This is a genomic window from Xanthomonas sp. CFBP 8443, assembly GCF_025666195.1.
Classification (GTDB): domain Bacteria; phylum Pseudomonadota; class Gammaproteobacteria; order Xanthomonadales; family Xanthomonadaceae; genus Xanthomonas_A.
In genome coordinates this window covers 1,121,804-1,143,243 of record NZ_CP102592.1, presented here as the reverse complement: position 1 = coordinate 1,143,243, position 21,440 = coordinate 1,121,804, and the positions used below count along the sequence as shown (strand labels likewise).

The window sequence follows — 21,440 nt, the reverse complement described above, 5'->3', positions numbered from 1 at the left end:
GACGCCCGGAACCGCAGGCGGATCAGAACCGCAGGCTCAGGCCCAGGGTGAAGGCGCGGCCATAGCGGGAGTAGCCCTGCGACAGCAGCGGGTTGCCGTTGATGCTGTAGGTCTGCTCGTCGTCCAGCAGGTTCTGGCCTTCCAGGCTGAGGCTCAGCATGTCGTTGACTTCGTAGGACACGTGCGCGGTCAGCCAGGTGATCTTGTCGGCCTGTTCGTTGTAGCCGGCGCCCAGCACGTTGACCGCGGTGACGAAGCCGTCGGTGTGGTCGGCGGTGGCGCCGATCGACCACGGCCCCTTCTCGTACATCACCCCGAGCGAGTACACCGCCGGCGCGATGCCTTCCAACGGGCGCTCCTCGCCGTTGACCCAGCTGCGCGACCAGTTGCGGGTGTACTGCGCGCGGAAGCCCAGGCCGTTGTCCCAGAAGTGCTGCAGGCCAGCCTCGATGCCGCGCACCTTGGCGTAGTCGCCGTTGATCGGCCGCATCACGTTGAACAGGTGGCCCGGCACGCCGATGTCCTGGTTCGGCTCCCAACTGGTGGTGATCTGGTTTTCGATGCGCTTGTAGAACACCGCCACGTTGGCGATGGACTGTTCGGCGAAGTACCACTCCAGCGACAGGTCGCCCTGCTTGGCGCTGTAGGGCTTGAGGTTGACGTTGCCGCCGTAGATCTGGGTGAACTCGCCCCAGGACACGCTGGCGGTGGTGTTGGTCGGTGCCAGCTTGTCCACCGAGGGGCGCGCCATGGTCTTGGCCGCGCCCGCGCGCAGCAGCAGGTCGTCGCTGAAGCGCCAGGTGAAGTTGCCCGACGGCAGCACGAAGGTGTAGTCGCCGTCCTGCACGATCGGGGTCGGCTCGGCGTACTCGGCGGTGTAGTTGAACGCACCGTTCTCGGTGATGCTGAGGATCTTCGCGTCCCAGGCCTGGGCGCGGGTGCGGGTCTTGACCAGGCGCACGCCGACATCGGCGTTCCAGCGCTCGCCGGACAGGTCGGCCTGCACATAGAAGGCGTTGGTCTTCTCCTCGACCCGGTAGCTTTCCAGCGGGTTCCACTGCGGCGCGGCCAGCGCGTAGTCGTAGGTGCTGCCGTCCTGGCGCGGGTTGCCGTCGTAGGCCTGCAACTGGGCCAGGTAGTTGGGCACGTCGAAGGCCAGGAACGTGCGCGGGAACGTGGAGCCCACCTTGTCCATGAAATGCGGCAGGGCGAAGGTGTGATCGAGCACGTTGCCGCCCAGCGCGCCGACGTTGATCGCGTTGTCGCCGGAATAGTAGTCGGCGCCGCCGTTGAGGGTGTTGTTGATCAGGTCGCGGCGCTTGCTGCGTTCGGTGCGGGTCATCCCGAAGTGCAGGTTGTCCACGCCCCACTGGCCGACGTACAGCTTGCCGCCGAGGGTGCCGCCGGTGATCTCGTCAGCGATGTTGTCGCCGCGCAGTTCCATGTAGTGCGTGTTGAAGTCGGTGTCGGTGAACTGGCCGTTGGCCAGGCCGGTGGCGAGGTCGCGGCCATCGTCGAAACTGGCGGTGACGTTGGGCACGGCGTTGCGGCCCAGGGTGATGCGGGTGGTGTTGGGCTGATTCATGCGCAGCACCACGTAGGTGTCCTGGCCGCCGGAATAGCGCTTGGAGGTGGAGCGGTACAGGTCGCCGGTCAGGGTCAGGCTGTCGCTGGCCTTCCATTGCCCGTTGATGCCGTACAGGTCGGTGTCGACCACCCGGTGTTCGGTCTGATTGAGGATCTCCGGGTTCATGCGCAGCTCCGGATCCGGGTTGTCCAGGGTGAGGCCGGTGACGATGCCGTTCTGCACGGTGATGTCCGACCAGCGCCCCGGCGCGAACAACGGGTAGTACGACTGCTGGTAGGACACCTGCGGCGAATCGAGGCGGGTCTTGAGCCCGTCGACGACGATGCGTACGTCGTCGTTCGGCCGCCACTCGAACTTGCCGGAGAAGGCGCGGCGCTTCTTGTCCTCCAGGATCGAGCCGACGCGGAACTGGCCAGGTGCGATCAGCCCGTATTCGTCCGGATCCAGCTCGCCGTTGCCGTTGGGATCGATATTGCCGCCCCAGGCGTTGCCGCCCCAGGTCGGGTCGCTCGGGTCGGGGTTGCGGGTCCAGCCGCCGTCGTTGCCGGCGATGTCGGTGCGGTCCTTGCGCTCGGCGTAGACCACGCCCAGCAGCACGCCGAACGTGTCGTCGAGGAAGGTGTTGCTGTAGGCCGCCGACAGCTTGCGGCCGTTGAGTTCGGACATCTGGTTGCGGTCGCCTTCGGCGCGGACGATCGCATGCTGGCCCTTCTGGTCGAACGGGCTGGCCGAGCGCAGGTTGATCAGGCCGCCGATCGCGCCTTCGGTCAGCACCGATTGCGCGCCCTTGACCACGTCGGCGCCGCTGATCACGTCGGCCGGCAGCACGTCGTAGGCGAAATCGCGCCCGGCGCCGTCGGTGGCCAGGATGCGGCCGTTGAAGGTGGTGAGCGTGTACTCCGGGCCGAGCCCGCGCACGCTGACCTTCTGCCCTTCGCCGCCGGCGGTGCGGCTGATCGACACGCCGGTGATGTGGCTGAGCGAATCGGCCACGTTGTCGTCGGGGAAGCGGCCCAGCTCCAGCGCGCTGATCGAATCCTGCACCGTCGCCGCGTCGCGCTTGAGTTCGGTGGAACGCGCCAGGGCGGCGCGCACGCCGGTGACCTGGATCGTCTCCAGGTCGACCGGATTCTGGCTGGTCTCGGCGTTGCTGGTGGCGCTGCCCGGTGCCGGCTGCAGTTGCGACGACGACGGAGCGGCGTCCTGGGACCAGGCCGTGGCCGGCATCAGCAGGGCAAGGGCGATGGCATGGAACAGGCTGTGGCGATGCGGACGAACGGCGTTCACGGGCGGTCTCCTGGGGCTGGCGGGCGTAGGACGGCGGTGCGGGGGCCAGATGAAAAACAACGAAACCGAGCCTATAGCAGGTTTCGTTTTGTATCAATAGCGAAATGTAACGAACTGTCGCATACTCTGGACCGTTTGCAAGGAGCCCCCATGTCCGTCACCCGCGACACCAGCCAGCGCCGTCTCCAGATCAGCGAATTGGTTCGCCAGCACGGCAGCGTGCAGGTCTCCGCCCTGGCGCAGCAATTCGGGGTGAGCCTGCAGACCGTGCGCAAGGATCTGCGCTATTTGGCCGAACGCGGGGTCATGGCGCGCGCCTACGGCGGCGGCATCGACAGCAGCGCGGTCAACGCCGGGCCGGCCGAACCGCATTACGACGCCAAGCGCACCGTGCACCTGGAGGAAAAGCGGCGCATCGGCCGGCGCGCGGCGGCGATGGTGCAGCCGGGCAACACCATCGCCATCGATTCGGGCACCACCGCGATCCAGCTGGCCGAAGCGTTGCCGGACATCGACGTGACCGTGGTCACCAACGACTTCGGCGTGCTGACCGCGCTCAGCCCCAAGACCCACATCAACCTGGTGATGCTGGGCGGCGAACTGCGGCGCAAGAACATGGCCTTCTATGGCGGGCTGACGGTGGAAGCGCTGGACGCGCTGCACGTGGACCTGCTGTTCCTGGGCGTGGACGGTTTCGACCTGGAGCGCGGCATCACCACCCACTACGAACCCGAGGCGATGCTCAATCGCAAGATGGTGGAGGCGGCGCGCGCGGTCATCGCCATCACCGACAGCTCCAAGTTCGGCAAGATCTGCCTGCACCGGATCATCCCGGTCTCGGAGCTGGACGCGCTGATCACCGACACCGGCGCGCCGGAGGACGTTGCCCAGGCCTGCCAGGCGCTGGGCGTGGATCTGGTGCGCGCCTGATCCTGGCCTATTGCGCAGCGGTCTTGGCCGCGGCGAATTCGCGCAGCGCATTGCGGTAGTAGATCTTGTCGATCACCGTGCGCGGCAGCGCCAGGCCAGGCACGTCGGCCTCCAGCACGGCGATGCGCTGGCTCTCGTCGGTGGCCAGATAGCGCCAGTCCGATTGCCAGACGCCGTGCGCTTCGGCGCGGAACTGCGCCGGGTCCGCGTCCGGCGCGTAGGTCAGGTCGGTGCCGTACAGCAGGCGGTCCTGATAGCGGATAAAGAAGTCGCGCACCTTGGCCCGGTCGCGGTTGGACTGGTACTGCACCTGGCTCATGCGCGCGGCCAGGTCGACCGTGGCGTTGGGAAAGCGGTCCAGGAACTCCGCCAGCCGGTCGACGTCGTATTCGAGGCTGGCCATGTGCGCACCGACCACCCGCAGCTGCGGATGCGCGCCGACGAAGCGGTCGCGCGCGGCCATCAGCGCGGCATGCGAGGGCATCTCCGGATGCAGGTACATGTGGTACTGCGGATGCTTGGCGAAATACTCGCGGTCGTTGTTGGTGGTCATCTGCTGCAGCGGCAGCCAGCAGTTGTAGGGCTCGCCCTGGTGCGCGATCAGCGGCACGCCCAGTGCGCGGATGTGCTCGGCGACCGGCGCCAGGCCGGGATCGTCGAGCATGATCAGCCTGCCCTGCGCGTCCTTCTCCACCATGCCGATGTTCTTCCACACCTTCACCGCGCGCGCGCCTTCGCGCACCGCCTGGTCGAGGCCGGCATCGACGCGCTTGCGCCATCCGGGCGTGGCGTAGCCGCGCATCGAGAACGTCGTCGCCCAGTGGAAGCGCGCCGGATCGGCCTTGGCCAGGATCAGCGCATCGCGGTGCTGCCGCTCGATGCTGGGGAAATCCGGATAGTCGACGTTGATCGAGAGCAGTTCGAAATTGTCGGCGCGCGCCTGTTCGAGGAAGGCGTGGTCGGCGCGGTTGGCATGGACATGCGCGTCGTACTTGCGGACCTTGGCGAAATCTTCCATCGCGTAGGGCGCGTCGGCCACGTTGGCGCGCTTCGCGCCGGATTGCGCATGCGCCGCCGGCACGCCGCCCAGCAGGGCGATGGCCAGCGGAACGCCGAACAGGATCAGGACGGTCTTCATCACTCCACCTCACGTTATCGAAACAAGTAGCAACATAACGAAACAAAACGCTTGCATCAATCGTCAGGGCGCGCGCAGAATGCCGACAACGCCACCGGACCCGTTGCCCATGTCCCCGATTGGACGCCGCAGTGTCTTGAAGTACGTCGTCGGCAGCGTGGCCGGCGCTGCCGCATGGAGTGTGGCGCCCTGGGCACGCTCGGCCGAACCCGTCGGCGCGACCGCCGCCGACGGCAAGCCGGCGATCGCCGATGCGGTGCTGTCCCTCGCCTTCGACCGGCGCATGCACACGCGGCTGTCCTCGCGCGGCAAGCCGCTGACCGCCTACCAGCCCAGCGAAGCGCTGCTGCTGGCCGACGGCAGCGAACTCACCGACTTCGCGCTGACCGGCCAGCAAACGCATGCGCTGGACGATCCGCGCCATGGCCGCGGCCGGCAGACCGTGTTCACCGGCCGCGCGGCCAAGGCCGGCGTGGAGAAGCAGGTGGCGGTGAGCCTGTTCGACGCGCTGCCCGGCCTGGCGCTGCTGCAGGTGCGCTATCGCAACCTGGGCATGAGCGCATTGCAGGTGGCCGGCTGGCGCAACGGCGCGCACGAACTGCCGGCCGTCGCCGGCGGCTTCTGGAGTTTCTCCGGTGCCACCCACACCGACCGCCGCGATTGGGTGCAGCCGCTCGGCGACGGCTTCGCGCAACGCAACACGCTGGCGATGGAGTCCTCCGACTACGGCGGCGGCACGCCGGTGGCCAATCTCTGGCGCCGCGATGTCGGCATCGCCGTGGGCCACGTCGAGCTGGTGCCGCGCCCGCTGGACATGCCGGTGCGCCGTACCGCCGCGGGCGCGGCGATCGCCATCGAATCGGCGCAGGCGACGACGCTGGCGCCCGGCCAGGAACTGGTGACCGAGCGCACCCTGCTGGCGGTGCACAGCGGCGATTTCTTCGCCCCGCTGCAGCAGTACCAGGCGTTCATGCGCGCCGAGGGCATCGAAGGCCCGCGCCCGCCGGACTCGGCGTTCGCGCCGATCTGGTGCGCCTGGGGCTACGAGCGCGACTTCAACGTGCAGCAGATCTTCGCCACGCTGCCCAAGGCGCGCGAACTCGGCTTCGAATGGGCGGTGCTGGACGACGGCTGGCAGACCAACGAAGGCGACTGGAAGATCGACCGGCGCAAGTTCCCGCGCGGCGATGCCGACATGCGCGCGTTCACCGCCGAAGTGCGCAAGCACGGCATGCGCCCGCGCCTGTGGCTGGCGCCGCTGGCCGCCGATCCCGGCAGCGATGTGCTGCACGACCACGTGGACATGCTGCTGCTGGACAAGGAAGGCGCCTTCCAGACCGTGACCTGGTGGAACGCGCTGACCCAGTGCCCGGCCTACCAGCCGACCATCGACTTCTACGTGGCGCTGGTGAAGAAGGCCATCGGCGACTGGGGCTTCGAAGGCATCAAGCTCGACGGCCAGCATCTCAACGCGGTCGCGCCCTGCTACAACCCCGCGCACCACCACGCCAGCCCGAACGATTCGGTCGTGGGCCTGGCCAAGTTCTGGGATGCGATCTATCGCGCCGCGCACCAGGCCAATCCGCAGGCGGTGGTGGAACTGTGCCCGTGCGGCACCGCGTTCGCGTTCCACAACCTGCCGGCCACCGACCAGTACCCGTCCTCGGACCCGCTGTCGTCGTGGCAGGTGCGCAGCAAGGGCAAGTCGATCAAGGCGCTGATCGGCGCGCGCAGCAGCTACGCCGGCGATCATGTGGAACTGTCGGACAACCGCGACGATTTCGCCTCCAGCGTCGGCATCGGCGCGGTGATCTCCAGCAAGTTCACCTGGCCCAAGGACACCGACCATCCGTCGGTGCCGCTGCCGCCGGGCGGTTTCGTGCTGACGTCCGAGCGCGAAGCGCTGTGGCGCAAGTGGGTGGAGTTGTACAAGACCCACATGCTGCCCAAGGGCGAGTACCTGGGCACGCTGTACGACATCGGTTTCGACAAGCCCGAAGCGCATGCGATTCGCAAGGACGGCGCGCAGTACTACACGTTCTATGCGCCGCAGTGGGACGGCAAGGTCGAGCTGCGCGGCCTGGCGCCCGGCCGCTGGCAGGTGCGCGATCTGTTCAACGAACGCGACCTCGGCATCGTCGATGCCGCGCATGCGTTCCTGCCCGCGCGCTTCGAGCGTTTCCTGCTCCTGCAGGCCACGCCGGCCAGGGATCCGGCATGAGCGCGGCACCGACGCCGACCGCGCGGCGCCGCCCCTGGCTGGTCTTCGCCCTGACCACGGTGGTGCTGTGGGGATTGTGGGGCGCGCTGTCGCCGCTGTCGGCGGCGCACGGCTTCCCCGACACGCTGGTGTACTGCGTGTGGGCGCTGACCATGCTGCCGCCGGCGCTGTACCTGCTGTGGCGCAACGGCTGGCAGCTGGAGCGCTCGCCCAGGGCGATCGGCTACGGCCTGACCATCGGCCTGCTCGGCGCCGGCGGGCAGATGCTGCTGTTCCACACGCTGACCATCGGCCCGGCGTACTTCGTGTTCCCGATCATCTCGCTGTCGCCGGTGGTGACCATCGCGCTGTCGTTCCTGCTGCTGCGCGAGCGCACCGGCTGGCAGGGCACGCTGGGCATCGTGCTGGCGCTGCTGGCCCTGCCGCTGCTGGACCTGTCGTTCGGCCGCGGCAGCGGCGCCGGGCTGGGCTGGTTCCTGCAGTCGCTGCTGATCATGCTGGCGTGGGGCGTGCAGGCCTTCTTCATGAAGCTGGCCAACGACAGCGTGCGCGCGGACAGCATCTTCGCCTACATGACGCTCGGCGCCCTGCTGCTGGCGCCGGTGGCGCTGGCGATGACCGACTGGCGGCAGCCGATCAACACCGGGCTGGACGGGCCGTGGATGACCGCCGCCATCCAGCTGCTCAACGCGGTGGGCGCGGTGACCCTGGTCTACGCCTTCCGCTACGGCAAGGCCATGGTCGTGGCGCCGCTGAGCAATGCCGGCGCACCGCTGGTCACCGCGGCGCTGGCGCTGCTGTTCGCCGGCGTCGTGCCCGGTCCGCTGAAGGCGGTCGGCCTGGTGCTGGCGCTGGTCGCCTCGCTGCTGCTGGTGCTCGAACCCGAGCGCGCGCCGCAACCGCAACCGCCCTCTCCCCCCTGACTGGATTTTCCATGCACGCTCTGCTCGACCTGATCGCGCGGCATCGGCAAGGCCACGCCATCGGCGTGACCTCGATCTGCTCGGCCCATCCCCTCGTCGTCGAAGCCGGACTGCGCCACGCGCAGCGCAGCGGCCAGGCGCTGGTGCTGTTCGAGGCGACCTGCAACCAGGTCAACCAGGACGGCGGCTACACCGGCATGCGCCCGGCCGACTTCGTCGCGTTCGTGTACGCCATCGCCGACCGCGTCGGCTTCGAACGCGGCCGCATCGCGCTGGGCGGCGACCATCTCGGCCCCAACCCGTGGACGGCGCTGGACGCCGCCGCGGCGATGGACAAGGCCGAGGTCATGGTGGCCGCGTACGTCGCCGCCGGCTTCCGCAAGATCCACCTGGACTGCTCGATGGCCTGCAGCGGCGATCCCGAGCCGCTGCCCGAAGCGGAGATCGTGCGCCGCGCGGTGCGCCTGTGCCGCGCCGCCGAAGACGCGTGGGCGCAGGCGGGCGGCGAAGCGCCGGTGTACGTGATCGGCACCGAGGTGCCGGTACCCGGCGGCGCCACCGAAGCGATCGACGGCCTGGCGCTGACCACGCCGGACGCGGCGCTGGCCACCATCGAAGCGCACCGCAGTGCGTTCGCGCAGGCCGGGCTGGGCGATGCCTGGACCCGCGTCATCGCCTCGGTGGTGCAACCGGGCGTGGAATTCGACCATCACGCGGTCATCGACTACGACAGCGGCAAGGCGCGCGACCTGAGCCAGGCGCTGACCGCCGTGCCGGGCATGGTGTTCGAGGCGCACTCCACCGACTACCAGACGTGCGCTGCGCTGGACGCGCTGGTGCGCGACCACTTCGCCATCCTCAAGGTCGGCCCCGGGCTGACCTTCGCCTTGCGCGAAGCGCTGTGGGCGCTGGACGCGATCGAACGCGAATGGATCGACGCCACGCAGCGCGCCAACCTGCGCGAGGTGACCGTGCGCCGCATGCAGGCCGCGCCCGGCTACTGGCAGCGCTACTACCACGGGCAGGGCCGCGGCCTGGCCATCGACCTGCAGTACAGCCTCAGCGACCGCATCCGCTACTACTGGCCGGATGCGGAGATCGAGCAGGCACGCGCGCGCCTGTTCGACAACCTGCGCGCCGATCCGCCGCCACTGCCGCTCCTCGGCCAGTATCTCCCCCACGCATTGCACGCCATCCGTACCGGGACCGCGACGCGCGATCCGCAGTCCCTGGTCATGGCCCACGTCAGTGCCGTTCTCGACGACTATCACCATGCATGCCATGCCCATGACCCCTCCTGATGCCCTCGGCATTGCCGAATCCGAACTGGACGCCAGCGGCGCGCTGTGGACCGCGCGCGAGATCGCGCAGCAGCCGCGCATGCTCGAACGCACCCACGCGCTGGTCGCCGAACTGCACGCGCAGCTGCAGGCCTTCGCCGCACCGATCGCCGACGACCCGCGCGCGCGGGTGATCCTCACCGGCGCCGGCACCTCCGCCTACATCGGCCAGTGCCTGGCGCCGCTGCTGGACCGCGTGCTGGCTGCGCGCGTGGACGCGGTGCCCACCACCGACATCGTCTGCGCGCCGCAGCTGTACCTGGATCCGGCGCAGCCGCTGCTGCTGATCTCCTTCGGCCGCTCCGGCAACAGTCCCGAGAGCCTGGCCGCGGTGGACCTGGCCGAAGCGCTGGTCGCCGACGTGCGCCACCTGGTGGTGACCTGCAACCGCGACGGCGCGCTGGCGCGCGTGCCGGTGGCCAAGGCCATGACCCTGCTGCTGCCGCAGGAAACCCATGACGTCAGCTTCGCGATGACCTCCAGCTTCAGCTGCATGATGTACGCGACCCTGGCGGCGCTGCTGCCGGCCGGCGCGCTCGATGCCCGCATCGGCCCGATCGGCCGCGCCGTCGACGCGGTGCTGCTGCATGCGCGGCCGTTGCTGGAAACGCTCTCGCGCGGCGGCTTCGAGCGCGTGGTGTACCTGGGCAGCGGCCTGCTGCAGGGCCTGGCGCGCGAGGCCACGCTCAAGCTCGGCGAGCTCACCAACGGCGCGGTCGCTACCTGCTACGACTCGCCGCTGGGGTTTCGCCATGGTCCGAAGACCTTCGTCAACGCGCGCACGCTGGTGGTGGTATTCGTGTCCAACGACCCCTACACGCGCCGCTACGATCACGACCTGCTCGACGAACTGCGCCGCGACGGCTGCGCCGCCCGCGTCGTGGAGATCACCGCGCAGCCGCGCCCGGGCCTGGACGCGGACACGCTCGCAGTTGTCGGCATGCACGCAGCCGCGGACGTGGACCTGCTGTGGCCGTACATCGCCGCCGCGCAGCTGTTCGCGTTCCTGACCTCGCGCGCGATGGGCGTGACCCCGGACAATCCGAATCCGTCCGGGGTGGTCAACCGCGTCGTGCAGGGCGTGCGTCTGTACGCGTTGGACGCATGAGCGCAGCGCTCTACCTCGGCGTCGACGGCGGCGGCAGCAAGACCCGCTTCGCCGCGATCAACGCCAACGGCGTCTTGCTGGCCGAGGCGCAGCTGGGCACCACCTATCACCCGCAGGTGGGCCTGGACGGCGTCCGGGCCACCCTGGCCGACGGCATCGGCCAGCTGCTCGGCCAGTTGCAGCTTAGCCCGGCCGATATCGCGCAGGCCTTCTTCGGGCTGCCCGCCTACGGCGAGGACAGCCGCGCCACCGCCGCGCTGCAGGGCATCCCGGCGCAGGTGCTGGGCCACGACCGCTACGCCTGCGACAACGACATGGTCTGCGGCTGGGCCGGCTCGCTGGCCTGCGCCGACGGCATCAACATCATCGCCGGCACCGGCTCGATGGGCTACGGCCGGCGCGGCGCCGCCGCCGCGCGCTGCGGCGGCTGGGGCGAGGCGTTCTCCGACGAAGGCTCGGCCTACTGGATCGCGATCCAGGGCCTGAACGCGTTCTCGCGCATGAGCGACGGGCGTCTGCCGCGCGGTCCGCTGCATGCGCTGCTGCGCGAGCATTTCCAACTGGGCCGGCACGACCTGGACATCTGCGCGCACGTCTACGGCGAAGGCGTAGGCACCCGCGGCGACCTGGCCAGGCTGTCGCCGCTGGTCTCGCGCGCCGCGCAGGCGGGCGACGCGGTGGCCGCGGCGATCTTCGAACACGCCGGCCGCGAGCTGGCGGCGATCGCGGTGGCGTTGCACGGCGCGCTCGGATTCGACCCCGGCGAGCCGGTGCCGGTGTCGTATTCCGGCGGCGCGTTCAGCGCCGGCGATCTGTTGATGCGCCCGTTCCGGCTGGCGCTGGGCGCGGCCGCTCGCGGCTTCGAACTGCGCGCGCCCTTGCACGCGCCGCACTACGGGGCCGCGCTCTACGCGCGGCAACTGGCCGCCATTCCATCCCGCTGAAGCACCGCTGCGGACGCCAACCACCAAGGACACGCCAATGAAACGCCCGCTGCTGGCCGCTCTGCTCTGCACCCTCGCCGCCGCCGCGAGCGCGGCGCAGCGCCCCGACGCCCTGCAACCCAGCGGCCGTTTCAGCGTGTACGGCCACGGCGCGGCCGCCACCCCGCCGATGGGCTGGAATCCGTGGAACGCCTTCCGCACCGACGTCGACCAGGCGCGGATCCTGTCGGTGGTCGACGCCATCCAGCGCCGCGGCCTGCAGCAGGCCGGCTACCGCTACATCAACATCGACGACGGCTGGTGGTTGCAGCGGCGCGCCAGCGGCGAGATCGCGATCCGCACCTCGATGTTCCCCATCGCCAGGACCGGCGAGGGCGGCACCAGCTTCCGCGCCTGGACCGATGGATTGCATGCCCGCGGCTTCAAGGCCGGTCTGTACACCGACGCCGGACGCAACGCCTGCTCGCAGGCGTTCGACCGCACCAGTCCCAACCTGCCGGTGGGCAGCGTGGCCGAGCGTGAGATCGGCTTGCAGGGCTTCGAAGCCTCGGACCTGAAGACCATGTTCCAGGACTGGGGCTTCGACTACCTGAAGGTGGACGCCTGCGGCCTGGCCGACTTCGCTGCCGACAGCGTGCCGGTGCGCGAATCCGGCCAGCGCGCGTTGCGCCCGCTGATCGTGCGCGGCGACGCCGTGCGCAGCGACCGCGATGCGCTGGAGACGCACTACGCGCGCATCGGCCGGCTGCTGGCCGCGTTGAATCCCGACAACGACTACGTGCTGTCGATCTGCCCATGGGGCGAGGCCGGCGTGCGCGACTGGGGCGGCAGCTACGGCCACCTGTGGCGCACCAGTCCGGACATCGAGCCGACCTGGGACAGCATGCTGCACAACTTCGATTCGGCCTCGCGGCGCGAGCTGTACGCCGGCCCGGGCCGCTGGAACGATCCGGACATGCTGGCGGTCGGCCTGGGCGCGTTCGACGCCGCGCACCTGACCGAAGCGCGCACCCATTTCTCGCTGTGGGCGATGCTGTCCGCACCGCTGCTGCTGGGGTTCGACCTGACCCGCGCGCCGGACCCGCTGATCGAACTGCTGCGCAATCCCGAGGTGATCGCGGTCAACCAGGATGCGGCCGGCAACCAGGCCACGCTGGTGGTCGACGCTGCGCCGGTGCAGGTACTGGTCAAGCCGCTGACCGCGCGCGGCGAACGCGCGGTGCTGCTGTTCAATCGCGGCGACACCGCGGCCGTGGCGCAGGTCGATGCGCGGCAGATGAAGCTGGCGGCCGGCACGCCACTGGCGGTGCGCGATCTGTGGCGCCGCCGCGACCTGCCGTCGCGCCAGGGCCCGCTGCGCTATTCGCTGGCGCCGCATGCCGCGGTGATGCTCAAGGTCAAGGGCACGCCGGTCGAAGCGGACGCGACCCTGCTGAGCGAAATGACCGGGCGCATCCATGTCGCCGCCGATGGCCTGCCGAGCTACGCCACCGCGCTGGACGCCGCCTCCGGCACGCCGCGCGCCGACGTCACGCCATACGGCCAGCCGCTGAAGATCGCCGGCAGCGCATACGCATACGGCATCGGCGCCCATGCCGATTCGCGGCTGGAAATCCTCACCCGCGGCGAGTTCTCCAAGTTCAGCACCTCGATCGGGCTGCAGGACAGCGCCGCGCGCGGCACCGGCAGGACCGTGTTCCGCATCTACGGCGACGCCAGGCTCCTGTACGAAAGCGCGCCGATGCGCAGCGGCGATGCGGCAGTCGCCGTCGAACTGCCGATCGGCAACGTCGGCGTGCTCGAGCTGGTCGCCGCGGCCGACGCAGTGCCGGCCGGCGCGTTGCCGCCGCTGGTGGTCTGGGCGAATCCCGTGCTGCGCTGAGCGCGCTTGCGGCGAGCTTGCGCCTGTCGACGGCGGGCCGCTGGCAATCGCGCACCCGCTCGCTACTGCGACGCCGGCACGCGGCTAAGGCCGCCAGTTCGCGTTGCGCTCCCAGAACGCCACGCTGCGCCGGTAGGCCTCGCGGTCCAGCGCCACGCCCGAGCCGCCCTCCTCCACGCCCAGCGCGTTGCGCAGCATGGTGATCGGCGCCATCGGGATCTCCTGCGGCTCGGCCGTATAGAGGCAGCCGACCACGCCCCACTCGGCCTCGATCGGTGCGCCTTCGCGCGCCAATTGCTCGCGGCTGTAGAGGATCGGCAGCAGGTACGTGGCGACCGGCGGCTCGACGCCTTCGAACCAGCGCACCAGCACCGGCAACTCCTCCCTGCTGCGCGCTTCGTAGCCGGAACGCAGCAGGTGGCGATTGGCCTCGGTGATCGGCACGGTCAGGCAGCGGGTGGACGTCCAGTTGCGATGCACGTGCAACTTGCAGAACGGCGCGTAGCCGTCCAGCACCCGGAGCGGCATGGCGTCGTTGAGCTGGCGCTCGAACTGTTCCGGCGTGCAGTCCTGGATCGCGTTGCGGCGCGCGTCGCGCGGGAACAGGCGGGTGCGGGCGAAGGGGGTGAGGACGATGGACATGGCGGCTGTGGGCACGAGGAGCGAGCTAGCGTAGCGTGCTCGGCAGCTGATGGACACCGTGGACAACTGCATGGCCATGCGGCGGTCGGTACGGCATCGATTCCGATCGCCACCGCCTTTTTGCCCGTGCTTCTGCAGGAGGAGTTTCAACTCCGACGCTTTATCGGCAAGACGTCGGGATTGAAACCCCTCCTACGAAGAACAGAAGACCGTCATGGCGCGGTGTCGGACTTGGCATAGACGCGGATCAATGCTTCACCGCGTGGCGCGCCATTGCACGCGGACAAGCCGCCGCGCACGCCCGGCATCGCGCAGGCGGCACCGACTACGGATGCGCCAACGCATAGTCGATCGCCGCGCGAACCGCCGCCACCTGTGCGGCATTGCACTGCTCGGGCGTGGCGCTCGGACTGTCGGGATAGACCTCGGTGGTCGTGGTGTAGCGCGCGTCGCTGATGCCCGCACACAACCCCAGCTTCTTCATCGGGTAGCGGATGACGCCATGCGCCACCACCGGCGAGCCGATGATCTTGCCCTCGGCATCGGCCGGCGCGATATGCGTCACCTGCTCCACTGCCGCGATCACCGCCTGCTGGAACGCCGGTTGTGGATTCTCGCTGTCGTCGACCAGGTAGAAGCCGTCGGGAATGCCATCGGGCTCGTAGGCGACACCATCGCGCGCGGCCAGCGCCGGCCGGAATTCGGACTCGTCGCTGTCGGTGGTCTCGTGCAGGTCGATGTGCATCGCGATCCGCCCACGCAGCGGCGCGACCAGCCGCAGCAGCGCGGCCGACTCCTGCGCCGGGCTGTCTTCGCGGAACGACCGGTTCGGATCGATCGCGTCCGCGTTCCAGCGATGGATCCGCTCGTAGGCCCACGGACTCACGCACGGCGCCACCAGCAGGTTGGCGCGACCGGCGTAATCGGCCGCATGCTGGCGCGCGAACTGCAGCGCGCCGTGCACGCCACTGGTCTCGTAGCCGTGCACGCCGCCGGTCACCAGCATGCACGGCAGCGCGTCGTCCCATCCGCGGCTGCGCAGCGCCAGCAGCGGGTAGCGCTCCTGCGCGTACGCCACCACCCCGTAGTCCACGACATCCAGTTGCCCACGCAGCTGCTCGATCGCCGCCACCACATCGTCCTGGTAGCTGCGCTGGCGCTGCTGCCGCGACAGCCATGCCGCCCTTTCCGCAGGCCCCCAGGGCGTGCCGGGCGTACCGATCGGGTAGAAGGCGTCGGATGTCATCGTGCGGCTCCACGTGTGCAGTGAGGCGGACGACTTTAGCACCGTGCAGCGCCGCAGCGCGTGCATCGCGGCGCGACGCGCCATCGCCCTGCATGCGGCGCGCATCCCACCACCATGCCCTACAGCCGGAAGCGCAACCCGAGCGTGTAGGTGCGCTCCGGCGACGCCACCTCGCGCGGGAACGTGCTGCGCTCGCCGAAGTAGTTGTAGGTGGTGGTCCCGAGCAGGTTGGTCGCCTCGGCGAACACCGTCAGGCGCTCGCTGAGCTCATAGTTCAGGGCCACGTCCAGCCACTTCTCCGGGCCATGGTAGATCTGCTCGGGCTGGTCGCCGGAGCTGTTGAAGCTCACTGCGTAGCGGTTGCGCCAGTTGTAGGCGGCACGCGCGGAAAAGCGCTGGTACTCGTACATCAGGATGACGTTGTACGCATTCTTCGACACGTTGGTCAGCGGCTGGCTGATGCCGTCGGGCGAATCGGCCTCGGCGTCGATGTAGGTGTAGTTGAGCTGGGTGCCGAACCCGGACAGCCACCCCGGCAGGAAATCGTAGAACTGCGTATAGCCCGCCTCCACGCCCTTCAGCGTGCCCTTGCCGGTGTTGCGCGGGCGACTGATCGAATAGGTGGTCCCGTCGATGGTCTCGTCGGCCGCATAGGTCTGGATGTAGCCGTCGATGTCGCGATGGAAGGCGGCCAGCGACAGCAACGAACCCGGGCGGAAGTACCACTCCAGCGACAGGTCAGCGTTGCGCGACTCCACCGGGCGCAACTGCGGGTTGCCGCCGCCGCCGCGCGCCGGCAGCGAGTCGGTGGACTCGTACAGGGCCAGCTGCGGATTGAGATCGGCGAACTCCGGCCGAGTGATGGTGGTGCTGCCGGCCAGGCGCAGCATCAGGTTCTCGCGCAGCGACAGGTTGGCGCTGTAGTTCGGCAGCACCTTGTCGGTGCGCCGGTCGATCTGCACCGGGCCGGACACGCCGTCGCGCGGCTGCGTGCCGCGCAGCGTGGAATCCAGGCGCGTGGCGCGCACGCCGATGCGCCCGTCCACCGGCACCGGGCCAAGCGCGAAGCCATAGTTCAGTTGCGCGTACGCGGCGTAGTTGTCCTCGCGATCGTCGAAGAACAACGCCGGATCGGCGTCCGGGCGCGTGGCCGAGTGCCCCATCAGCGTGCGCAGGTAGGCGCTGCGTTGCAGCAGGAAATCCTGGTTGGCCGAGGCCCAGCGGTCGGTGCCGAAATCGCGCGCGCCGTCGAGCATGTTGCCCGGCGTCACCGAGGCCAGGCCGGGCACGTCGCCGAGCAGGATCGGCGTGCCGGTCACGTTGTCGCGTGCGCCGGTGTCGCCGGACCGATTGGTCGCGCTGCGCCGGCTCGCGCGCAGGCCGACGTCCAGCGATTGCAGCGGACCGGTGTCCAACGCGATGTTGGCGTCGCCGCGCCACGCCCACTCCTCGCCCTTCTGCTCGTTCCAGCTGTCGTAGTACTGGCGCAAGGTCCAGTTGCCGGGCGCGGTGGCGTCGTAGGCGCTGCCGTCGGCCTGGGTGATCCAGGTCGCCGGCGCGCCGCGGCCGGAGCGCAGGTGCAGCAGCGGCGCCAGCGTCTCCACGTCCAGGGTGAAGGCGCGATTGTCGGCGGTGCTGTAGGTGTAGGCCAGCTCGGTGCTCAGCTTCACCTTGTCGTTGTTCCAGCGCCCGCCCAGCGCCGCCTGATAGGTATCGGAGGCGTTCTTGTGCGCCTGGGTGCTGGACAGCGTCCGCATGTCGCTGGCTTCCAGTCCATCTAGCACCGCAGTGCCCGGGCGCAGGCTCAGCGAGCGCGTGTTCTCGGCCGTGGCCAGGCCGGGGAACGGGAGCCAGTAGTTCACCTGCGGCCGGTTGCCGTAGCCGATGTACAGCGCATCCAGATACACCTCGCTGCGCTCGCTCGGCGCCCACTGGAATGACAGGTTGGCCGACTTGCGCTCGCGGTCGCCGCGCGCCATCAGCCCGCCGGCGCTGTAGGGCACGTAGATCCGCTGGCCCGGATCGAGCGGATTGGGCTTCAGGTCGTAGGTGCCGTAGATCGAATTGGACTCCTGGTACGGGCGCCGCTGATAGGCCACGCTGCCCATCACGCCCATGCGGCCATGCCCGGTGTCCCAGCGCTCGCTGAGGGTCAGGCTGCCGTTGGGCACGGTCTTGCCGGCCTGGTCGCCGCGCAGCGCGCTGACGCTGCCGGCGATGGTGCTGTCCTCCTCGAAATCGAACGGCCTTCGCAGGTGCACGTCCACCACGCCGGCGATGCCGCCTTCCTGGAACTGCGCACCGGTGGTCTTGTATACATCGACGCTGCGCAGCAGTTCGGTAGGCACGTCGGCCAGCTCGATGTCGCGACCGACAGTGGTGAACACGTTGCGACCGTCGAGCGTGGTGACCACGTTCGGCAGGCCGCGCACCAGCACCTGCCCGACCTCCGCGCCAGCGCGCGCGACCTGCACGCCAGTCACGCGTTGCAGCGCCGCCGCCACGCTGTTGTCCGGCAGCTTGCCGATGTCCTCGGCGACGATGGAATCGCTGATCTCGGCATGCGCCTGCTTGGTCGCGATCGCATCGACGACGCTGCCGCGCACGCCCTTGACCTGCACCGTGTCCAGCGTTGGCGCGGCGGCGGGCGGCGCCGCGGACGCGCCATCGGCAGGCGCCGGCTGCGCATGTGCATGCACGCTGCCGCTCAACGCCAAGGCGATCCACAACGCCAGCGGACGCTGCATCGCGGCAGGCCGGCGATGCGATGGACAAGCAAGACTTCCGGTCATCGATCCTCCTGGGCTCGCCGCCGCGGGGCGCGGCGCGAGCGCGACTATCAGGGCTGTTGCACGAGGCGAACCGGCGATACAGGTTCGCGATGTCGCGAGTGGCGACGCGGCCGATTACAGCAACGCCCTGTGCAACGCGACGTGATGGCAAACGCGCCTCGGCGCCGCGCAGTGCACGCGGCTTTCATCGGTGACGTGAAAGGCGGCATAGGCTGCAATGCACGCCGCGCGTGGTACTCGCGCAATGCCGGCATACCGCTGGCGACCGCCGCCGGGATCGCACCCGACGTCTCCATCGATACCCCAAGAAAAACACAATGCATGCAACGCCGGTGCGCCGCTCACGCAAGCCACCGTCGCCGCACAGCGGCCACGCGTCATGCCAGGACGCGACGCCGCGCGCCAGCGCGACAGAACTGGATACCGATCCCGCTTTCGACCGGCACTGCAATGAATACGTATGTAGCGCATCCATGTTGCGCCGCGATGCGCGCTTAGCATCGCTCACCGCTGCATTCCCAGCGCCGCTGCCGCCGGCGTGGGAGGCAGGGCCGACGCGCAGGCACATCGCCTGCGCACTTCCACCAAGGAGACCCGTGTGATGCGCGACCTGCCCGCCGCTCCGATCGTCCCGCCGCGCCCGCCACGCTGGCGCATGTTGCTTGTCGGCCTGTTGTTGACCCTGGCCACCGCCAGCGCCCAGGCCGACGTCATCCTGCACGCCTTCAACTGGCCCTACGCCACCGTGGAAGCGCGCGCGGCGCAGATCGCCGCGGCTGGCTACCACAAGGTGATGGTGGCGCCGGCCTATCGTTCGCAGGGCAGCGAGTGGTGGGCGCGCTACCAGCCGCAGGACATGCGCGTGATCGACAACCCGCTCGGCGACACCGAGGACTTCGCCAGCATGGTGCAAGCGCTGGCCGACGTCGGCGTGGAGACCTATGCGGACGTGGTGCTCAACCACATGGCCAACGAGGCGGCGACGCGTCCGGACCTGAACTACCCGGGCAGCGCGGTGCTGTCGCAGTACGCAGCGGACCCATCGCGCTATGCGTCGCTGCGGCTGTTCGGCGACCTGTCGGCGAACTTCCTCGGCGCCGGCGATTTCGGCCCGGCGCAGTGCATCGCCGACTACGGCAATGCCTACCAGGTCCGCACCTACCGCATCTGCGGCGGCGGCAGCGATCCGGGCCTGCCCGACCTGGTCGGCAACGCCTGGGTGGTGCAGCAGCAGCGCAGCTATCTGCAGGCGTTGAAGACGCTGGGCGTCACCGGTTTCCGCATCGACGCGGCCAAGCACATGCCCTTCGACCATCTCAACGCGGTACTCGATGCCGGCATCCGTTCCGGCGTACACGTGTTCGGCGAGGTGATCACCACCGGCGGCGCCGGCACGGCCGACTACGACCAATTTCTCGCGCCCTACCTGCAGGCGACGCCGCACGCCGCCTACGATTTCCCGCTGTTCAGTTCGATCCGCAACGCCTTTGCGTTCGGCGGCAGCATGGACGGCCTGGTCGATCCCGGCGCCTACGGCCAGGCGCTGCCCGGCAGCCGCGCGGTGACCTTCGCGGTCACCCACGACATTCCCAACAACGCCGGCTTCCGCTACGCGATCCTCGATCCGGTCGACGAAACCCTGGCCTACGCGTATCTGCTCGGCCGCGACGGCGGCGTGCCGATGGTGTACTCGGACAACAACGAGAGCGGCGACAACCGCTGGGTGAACGCCTACCAGCGCGACGACCTCAAGCGCATGATCGGCTTCCACAATGCCGCCCAGGGCAGCGACATGCAGGTGCTGTCGCACGACGCCTGCCATCTGCTGTTCCGCCGCGGCGACTTGGGCATCGTCGGCATCAACAAGTGCGGCACCACCGTCACCACCGCCGTGGCAATGAACGGCAGCGTGCTGCGTTGGAACGTGGACTACAGCGACGCGCTCGGCTCCGGCAACGTGGTGCGCATTTCCAGCAGCAGCTACACCTTCAGCCTGCCGCCGCGGCAGGCACGGATGTGGAAGCGTTGACGTCGGCGGGCGCGTGACGGCGAGGGCGAGCCGACGATCGATCCGTCATTGGACGGCAAACGCCCGGAACGTGGAAGCGGAGCAGGCGCGACCGGATGGCGCGCCTGCGCGACTGGGTCGCTGGGTCCTGCAAGCAACCGCCGCCCGCGGACGCGGCAGCCAATCGACCGGCACGCCGACTGCGCGGCCGCCGGATCGTCCCGGCCGTGCAGGCCCCGGCGCATCGCCGCTGCACACTGGCCACGCCCGCAAACATCCATCCGGATGAAGAGATATACTCCACGCATCACCTGACGCGCCGCGCCCATGACCGCCATCAGTTTCGAGTTCTACCCGCCCAAGACCGACGAACAGCGCGCGCAGCTGGACCGCACCGCCGCGCGCCTGAAGGCCTACGCGCCGGAGTACGTATCGTGCACCTTCGGCGCCGGCGGCTCGACGCTGAGCTACACCTCCGAAACGGTGCGCCACCTGAAGCAGCACCACGGCTTCGAGGCGGCGCCGCACCTGTCGTGCGTCGGCGGCAGCCGCGAAGAGATCCGCGAGCTGCTCAAGCTGTACCGCGCGATCGGCTGCCGGCGCCTGGTCGCGCTGCGCGGCGACCTGCCCTCGGGCATGGGCCATCCCGGCGACCTGCGCTACGCCGCCGACCTGATCGCCTTCATCCGCGCCGAGCACGGCGATGCCTTCCACCTGGAGGTCGGCGCCTATCCGGAGACGCATCCGCAGGCCAGCGACGCGCTGAGCGACCTGCGCCACTTCAAGACCAAGGTCGATGCCGGCGCCGATGCCGCGATCACCCAGTATTTCTACAACGCCGACGCCTATTTCGCTTTCGTGGATGCGGTGCGCAAGCTCGGCGTGCAGATCCCGATCGTGCCGGGAATCATGCCGATCTCCAACTTCAGCCAGCTGCGGCGTTTCTCCGAGCAGTGCGGCGCGGAGATCCCGCGCTGGATCGGCAAGCGCATGCAGGCCTACGGCGACGATGCCGACGCGATCCGCGAATTCGGCGCCGACTTGGTCGCCTCGCTATGCGAACGCCTGCTCGCCGGCGGCGCGCCGTCGCTGCACTTCTACACGCTCAACCTGGCCAAGCCCACCGTCGGCGTGCTGTCGCGATTGGGATAAGCGCCGTCCGCCGCTGGCACGCGCACCTGCGCTGCGACGTTCATGGCCATCGGCGAGGCGGCAGGCATCCGATGGCGAACAGCGTCGGGACTGAAGTCCCTCCCACAAGACGCCTCGCTGCGGCACCTGGCCGAATTCCATGTAGGAGCGGCTTCAGCCGCGACAAACGGAGTCGGAAACCTGGCCGACTTCGCAACCGGTCGGCACTGAAGCCCCTCCTACAACAGCCGTGCTGCTTC

The 21,440-nt window shown here is 69.3% G+C and carries 14 protein-coding genes; 9 read left to right on the top strand and 5 right to left on the bottom strand.

Annotation, left to right across the window (positions count from 1 at the left end; genetic code table 11):
* Positions 1-22: 22 nt before the first annotated feature.
* Positions 23-2,875, bottom strand: coding sequence for a TonB-dependent receptor (locus tag NUG20_RS04745; RefSeq protein ID WP_263397300.1), 2,853 nt, complete (start codon positions 2,873-2,875; stop codon positions 23-25).
* A 150-nt stretch (positions 2,876-3,025) separates the two neighbouring features.
* Here NUG20_RS04745 and NUG20_RS04740 point away from each other — a divergent pair, with 150 nt between their 5' ends.
* The gene (locus NUG20_RS04740) at positions 3,026-3,805 is read left to right on the top strand and encodes a DeoR/GlpR family DNA-binding transcription regulator (protein WP_263397299.1); all 780 of its coding nucleotides are present in this window, start codon (positions 3,026-3,028) and stop codon (positions 3,803-3,805) included.
* A 7-nt stretch (positions 3,806-3,812) separates the two neighbouring features.
* Here NUG20_RS04740 and NUG20_RS04735 read toward each other — a convergent pair whose 3' ends face one another.
* Entirely contained in the window at positions 3,813-4,943 is a 1,131-nt protein-coding gene (locus tag NUG20_RS04735; protein WP_263397298.1) for an amidohydrolase family protein, read from the bottom strand.
* A gap of 109 nt (positions 4,944-5,052) precedes the next feature.
* Between NUG20_RS04735 and NUG20_RS04730 the strand changes: the two genes are divergently transcribed.
* From NUG20_RS04730 to NUG20_RS04705, 6 genes are read left to right on the top strand one after another with little or no spacing between them, the layout of a single operon-like run.
* Positions 5,053-7,164, top strand: a complete 2,112-nt coding sequence (locus NUG20_RS04730; RefSeq protein ID WP_263397297.1) for a glycoside hydrolase family 36 protein — start codon at positions 5,053-5,055, stop codon at positions 7,162-7,164.
* Entirely contained in the window at positions 7,161-8,087 is a 927-nt protein-coding gene (locus NUG20_RS04725; RefSeq protein ID WP_263397296.1) for a DMT family transporter, read from the top strand. The genes NUG20_RS04730 and NUG20_RS04725 overlap by 4 nt, the downstream gene beginning before the upstream one ends.
* Positions 8,088-8,098: 11 nt before the next feature.
* The gene (locus tag NUG20_RS04720; protein WP_263397295.1) at positions 8,099-9,388 is read left to right on the top strand and encodes a D-tagatose-bisphosphate aldolase, class II, non-catalytic subunit; all 1,290 of its coding nucleotides are present in this window, start codon (positions 8,099-8,101) and stop codon (positions 9,386-9,388) included.
* On the top strand, positions 9,375-10,535 hold the full coding sequence (locus tag NUG20_RS04715) for an SIS domain-containing protein (RefSeq protein WP_263397294.1): 1,161 nt from the start codon (positions 9,375-9,377) through the stop codon (positions 10,533-10,535). The genes NUG20_RS04720 and NUG20_RS04715 overlap by 14 nt, the downstream gene beginning before the upstream one ends.
* A complete protein-coding gene (locus NUG20_RS04710) occupies positions 10,532-11,479 on the top strand; it encodes an N-acetylglucosamine kinase (protein ID WP_263397293.1) in 948 nt (315 codons plus the stop codon). Before NUG20_RS04715 ends, NUG20_RS04710 begins: the two co-directional genes overlap by 4 nt.
* A gap of 37 nt (positions 11,480-11,516) precedes the next feature.
* Complete coding sequence (locus NUG20_RS04705; RefSeq protein ID WP_263397292.1) at positions 11,517-13,361, top strand: NPCBM/NEW2 domain-containing protein; 1,845 nt, start codon at positions 11,517-11,519, stop codon at positions 13,359-13,361.
* Positions 13,362-13,445: 84 nt separating this feature from the next.
* Here NUG20_RS04705 and NUG20_RS04700 read toward each other — a convergent pair whose 3' ends face one another.
* From NUG20_RS04700 to NUG20_RS04690, 3 genes are all read right to left on the bottom strand, one after another.
* Positions 13,446-14,003 carry a DUF3228 family protein gene (locus tag NUG20_RS04700; RefSeq protein ID WP_263397291.1) on the bottom strand — a complete coding sequence of 186 codons (558 nt, stop codon included), beginning with the start codon at positions 14,001-14,003 and terminating at the stop codon, positions 13,446-13,448.
* Positions 14,004-14,328: 325 nt separating this feature from the next.
* Positions 14,329-15,249: a M14 family metallopeptidase gene (locus NUG20_RS04695; RefSeq protein ID WP_263397290.1), complete on the bottom strand. Its 921-nt coding sequence runs from the start codon at positions 15,247-15,249 to the stop codon at positions 14,329-14,331.
* Positions 15,250-15,368: 119 nt separating this feature from the next.
* Entirely contained in the window at positions 15,369-18,041 is a 2,673-nt protein-coding gene (locus tag NUG20_RS04690; protein ID WP_263397289.1) for a TonB-dependent receptor, read from the bottom strand.
* Between the two features lie 658 nt (positions 18,042-18,699).
* On the opposite strand from NUG20_RS04690, the gene NUG20_RS04685 reads away from it, so the two are divergent.
* Together NUG20_RS04685 and metF are read left to right on the top strand one after the other, a co-directional pair.
* Positions 18,700-20,070 carry an alpha-amylase family protein gene (locus NUG20_RS04685; RefSeq protein ID WP_263398392.1) on the top strand — a complete coding sequence of 457 codons (1,371 nt, stop codon included), beginning with the start codon at positions 18,700-18,702 and terminating at the stop codon, positions 20,068-20,070.
* A gap of 306 nt (positions 20,071-20,376) precedes the next feature.
* Positions 20,377-21,201 (top strand): methylenetetrahydrofolate reductase [NAD(P)H], encoded by an 825-nt coding sequence (gene metF / locus NUG20_RS04680; protein ID WP_263397288.1) that lies wholly within the window; start codon positions 20,377-20,379, stop codon positions 21,199-21,201.
* The last annotated feature ends 239 nt before the right edge of the window (positions 21,202-21,440 follow it).

What these genes read in the sequence shown, in the direction of transcription:
- NUG20_RS04735 (WP_263397298.1), bottom strand. Translation starts at nt 4,943, where the DNA reads ATGAAGACCGTCCTGATCCTGTTCGGCGTTCCGCTGGCCATCGCCCTG.
- NUG20_RS04730 (WP_263397297.1), top strand. Translation starts at nt 5,053, where the DNA reads ATGTCCCCGATTGGACGCCGCAGTGTCTTGAAGTACGTCGTCGGCAGC.
- NUG20_RS04705 (WP_263397292.1), top strand. Translation starts at nt 11,517, where the DNA reads ATGAAACGCCCGCTGCTGGCCGCTCTGCTCTGCACCCTCGCCGCCGCC.
- NUG20_RS04715 (WP_263397294.1), top strand. Translation starts at nt 9,375, where the DNA reads ATGACCCCTCCTGATGCCCTCGGCATTGCCGAATCCGAACTGGACGCC.
- NUG20_RS04740 (WP_263397299.1), top strand. Translation starts at nt 3,026, where the DNA reads ATGTCCGTCACCCGCGACACCAGCCAGCGCCGTCTCCAGATCAGCGAA.
- NUG20_RS04700 (WP_263397291.1), bottom strand. Translation starts at nt 14,003, where the DNA reads ATGTCCATCGTCCTCACCCCCTTCGCCCGCACCCGCCTGTTCCCGCGC.
- NUG20_RS04690 (WP_263397289.1), bottom strand. Translation starts at nt 18,041, where the DNA reads ATGACCGGAAGTCTTGCTTGTCCATCGCATCGCCGGCCTGCCGCGATG.
- NUG20_RS04720 (WP_263397295.1), top strand. Translation starts at nt 8,099, where the DNA reads ATGCACGCTCTGCTCGACCTGATCGCGCGGCATCGGCAAGGCCACGCC.
- metF (WP_263397288.1), top strand. Translation starts at nt 20,377, where the DNA reads ATGACCGCCATCAGTTTCGAGTTCTACCCGCCCAAGACCGACGAACAG.
- NUG20_RS04695 (WP_263397290.1), bottom strand. Translation starts at nt 15,249, where the DNA reads ATGACATCCGACGCCTTCTACCCGATCGGTACGCCCGGCACGCCCTGG.
- NUG20_RS04725 (WP_263397296.1), top strand. Translation starts at nt 7,161, where the DNA reads ATGAGCGCGGCACCGACGCCGACCGCGCGGCGCCGCCCCTGGCTGGTC.
- NUG20_RS04710 (WP_263397293.1), top strand. Translation starts at nt 10,532, where the DNA reads ATGAGCGCAGCGCTCTACCTCGGCGTCGACGGCGGCGGCAGCAAGACC.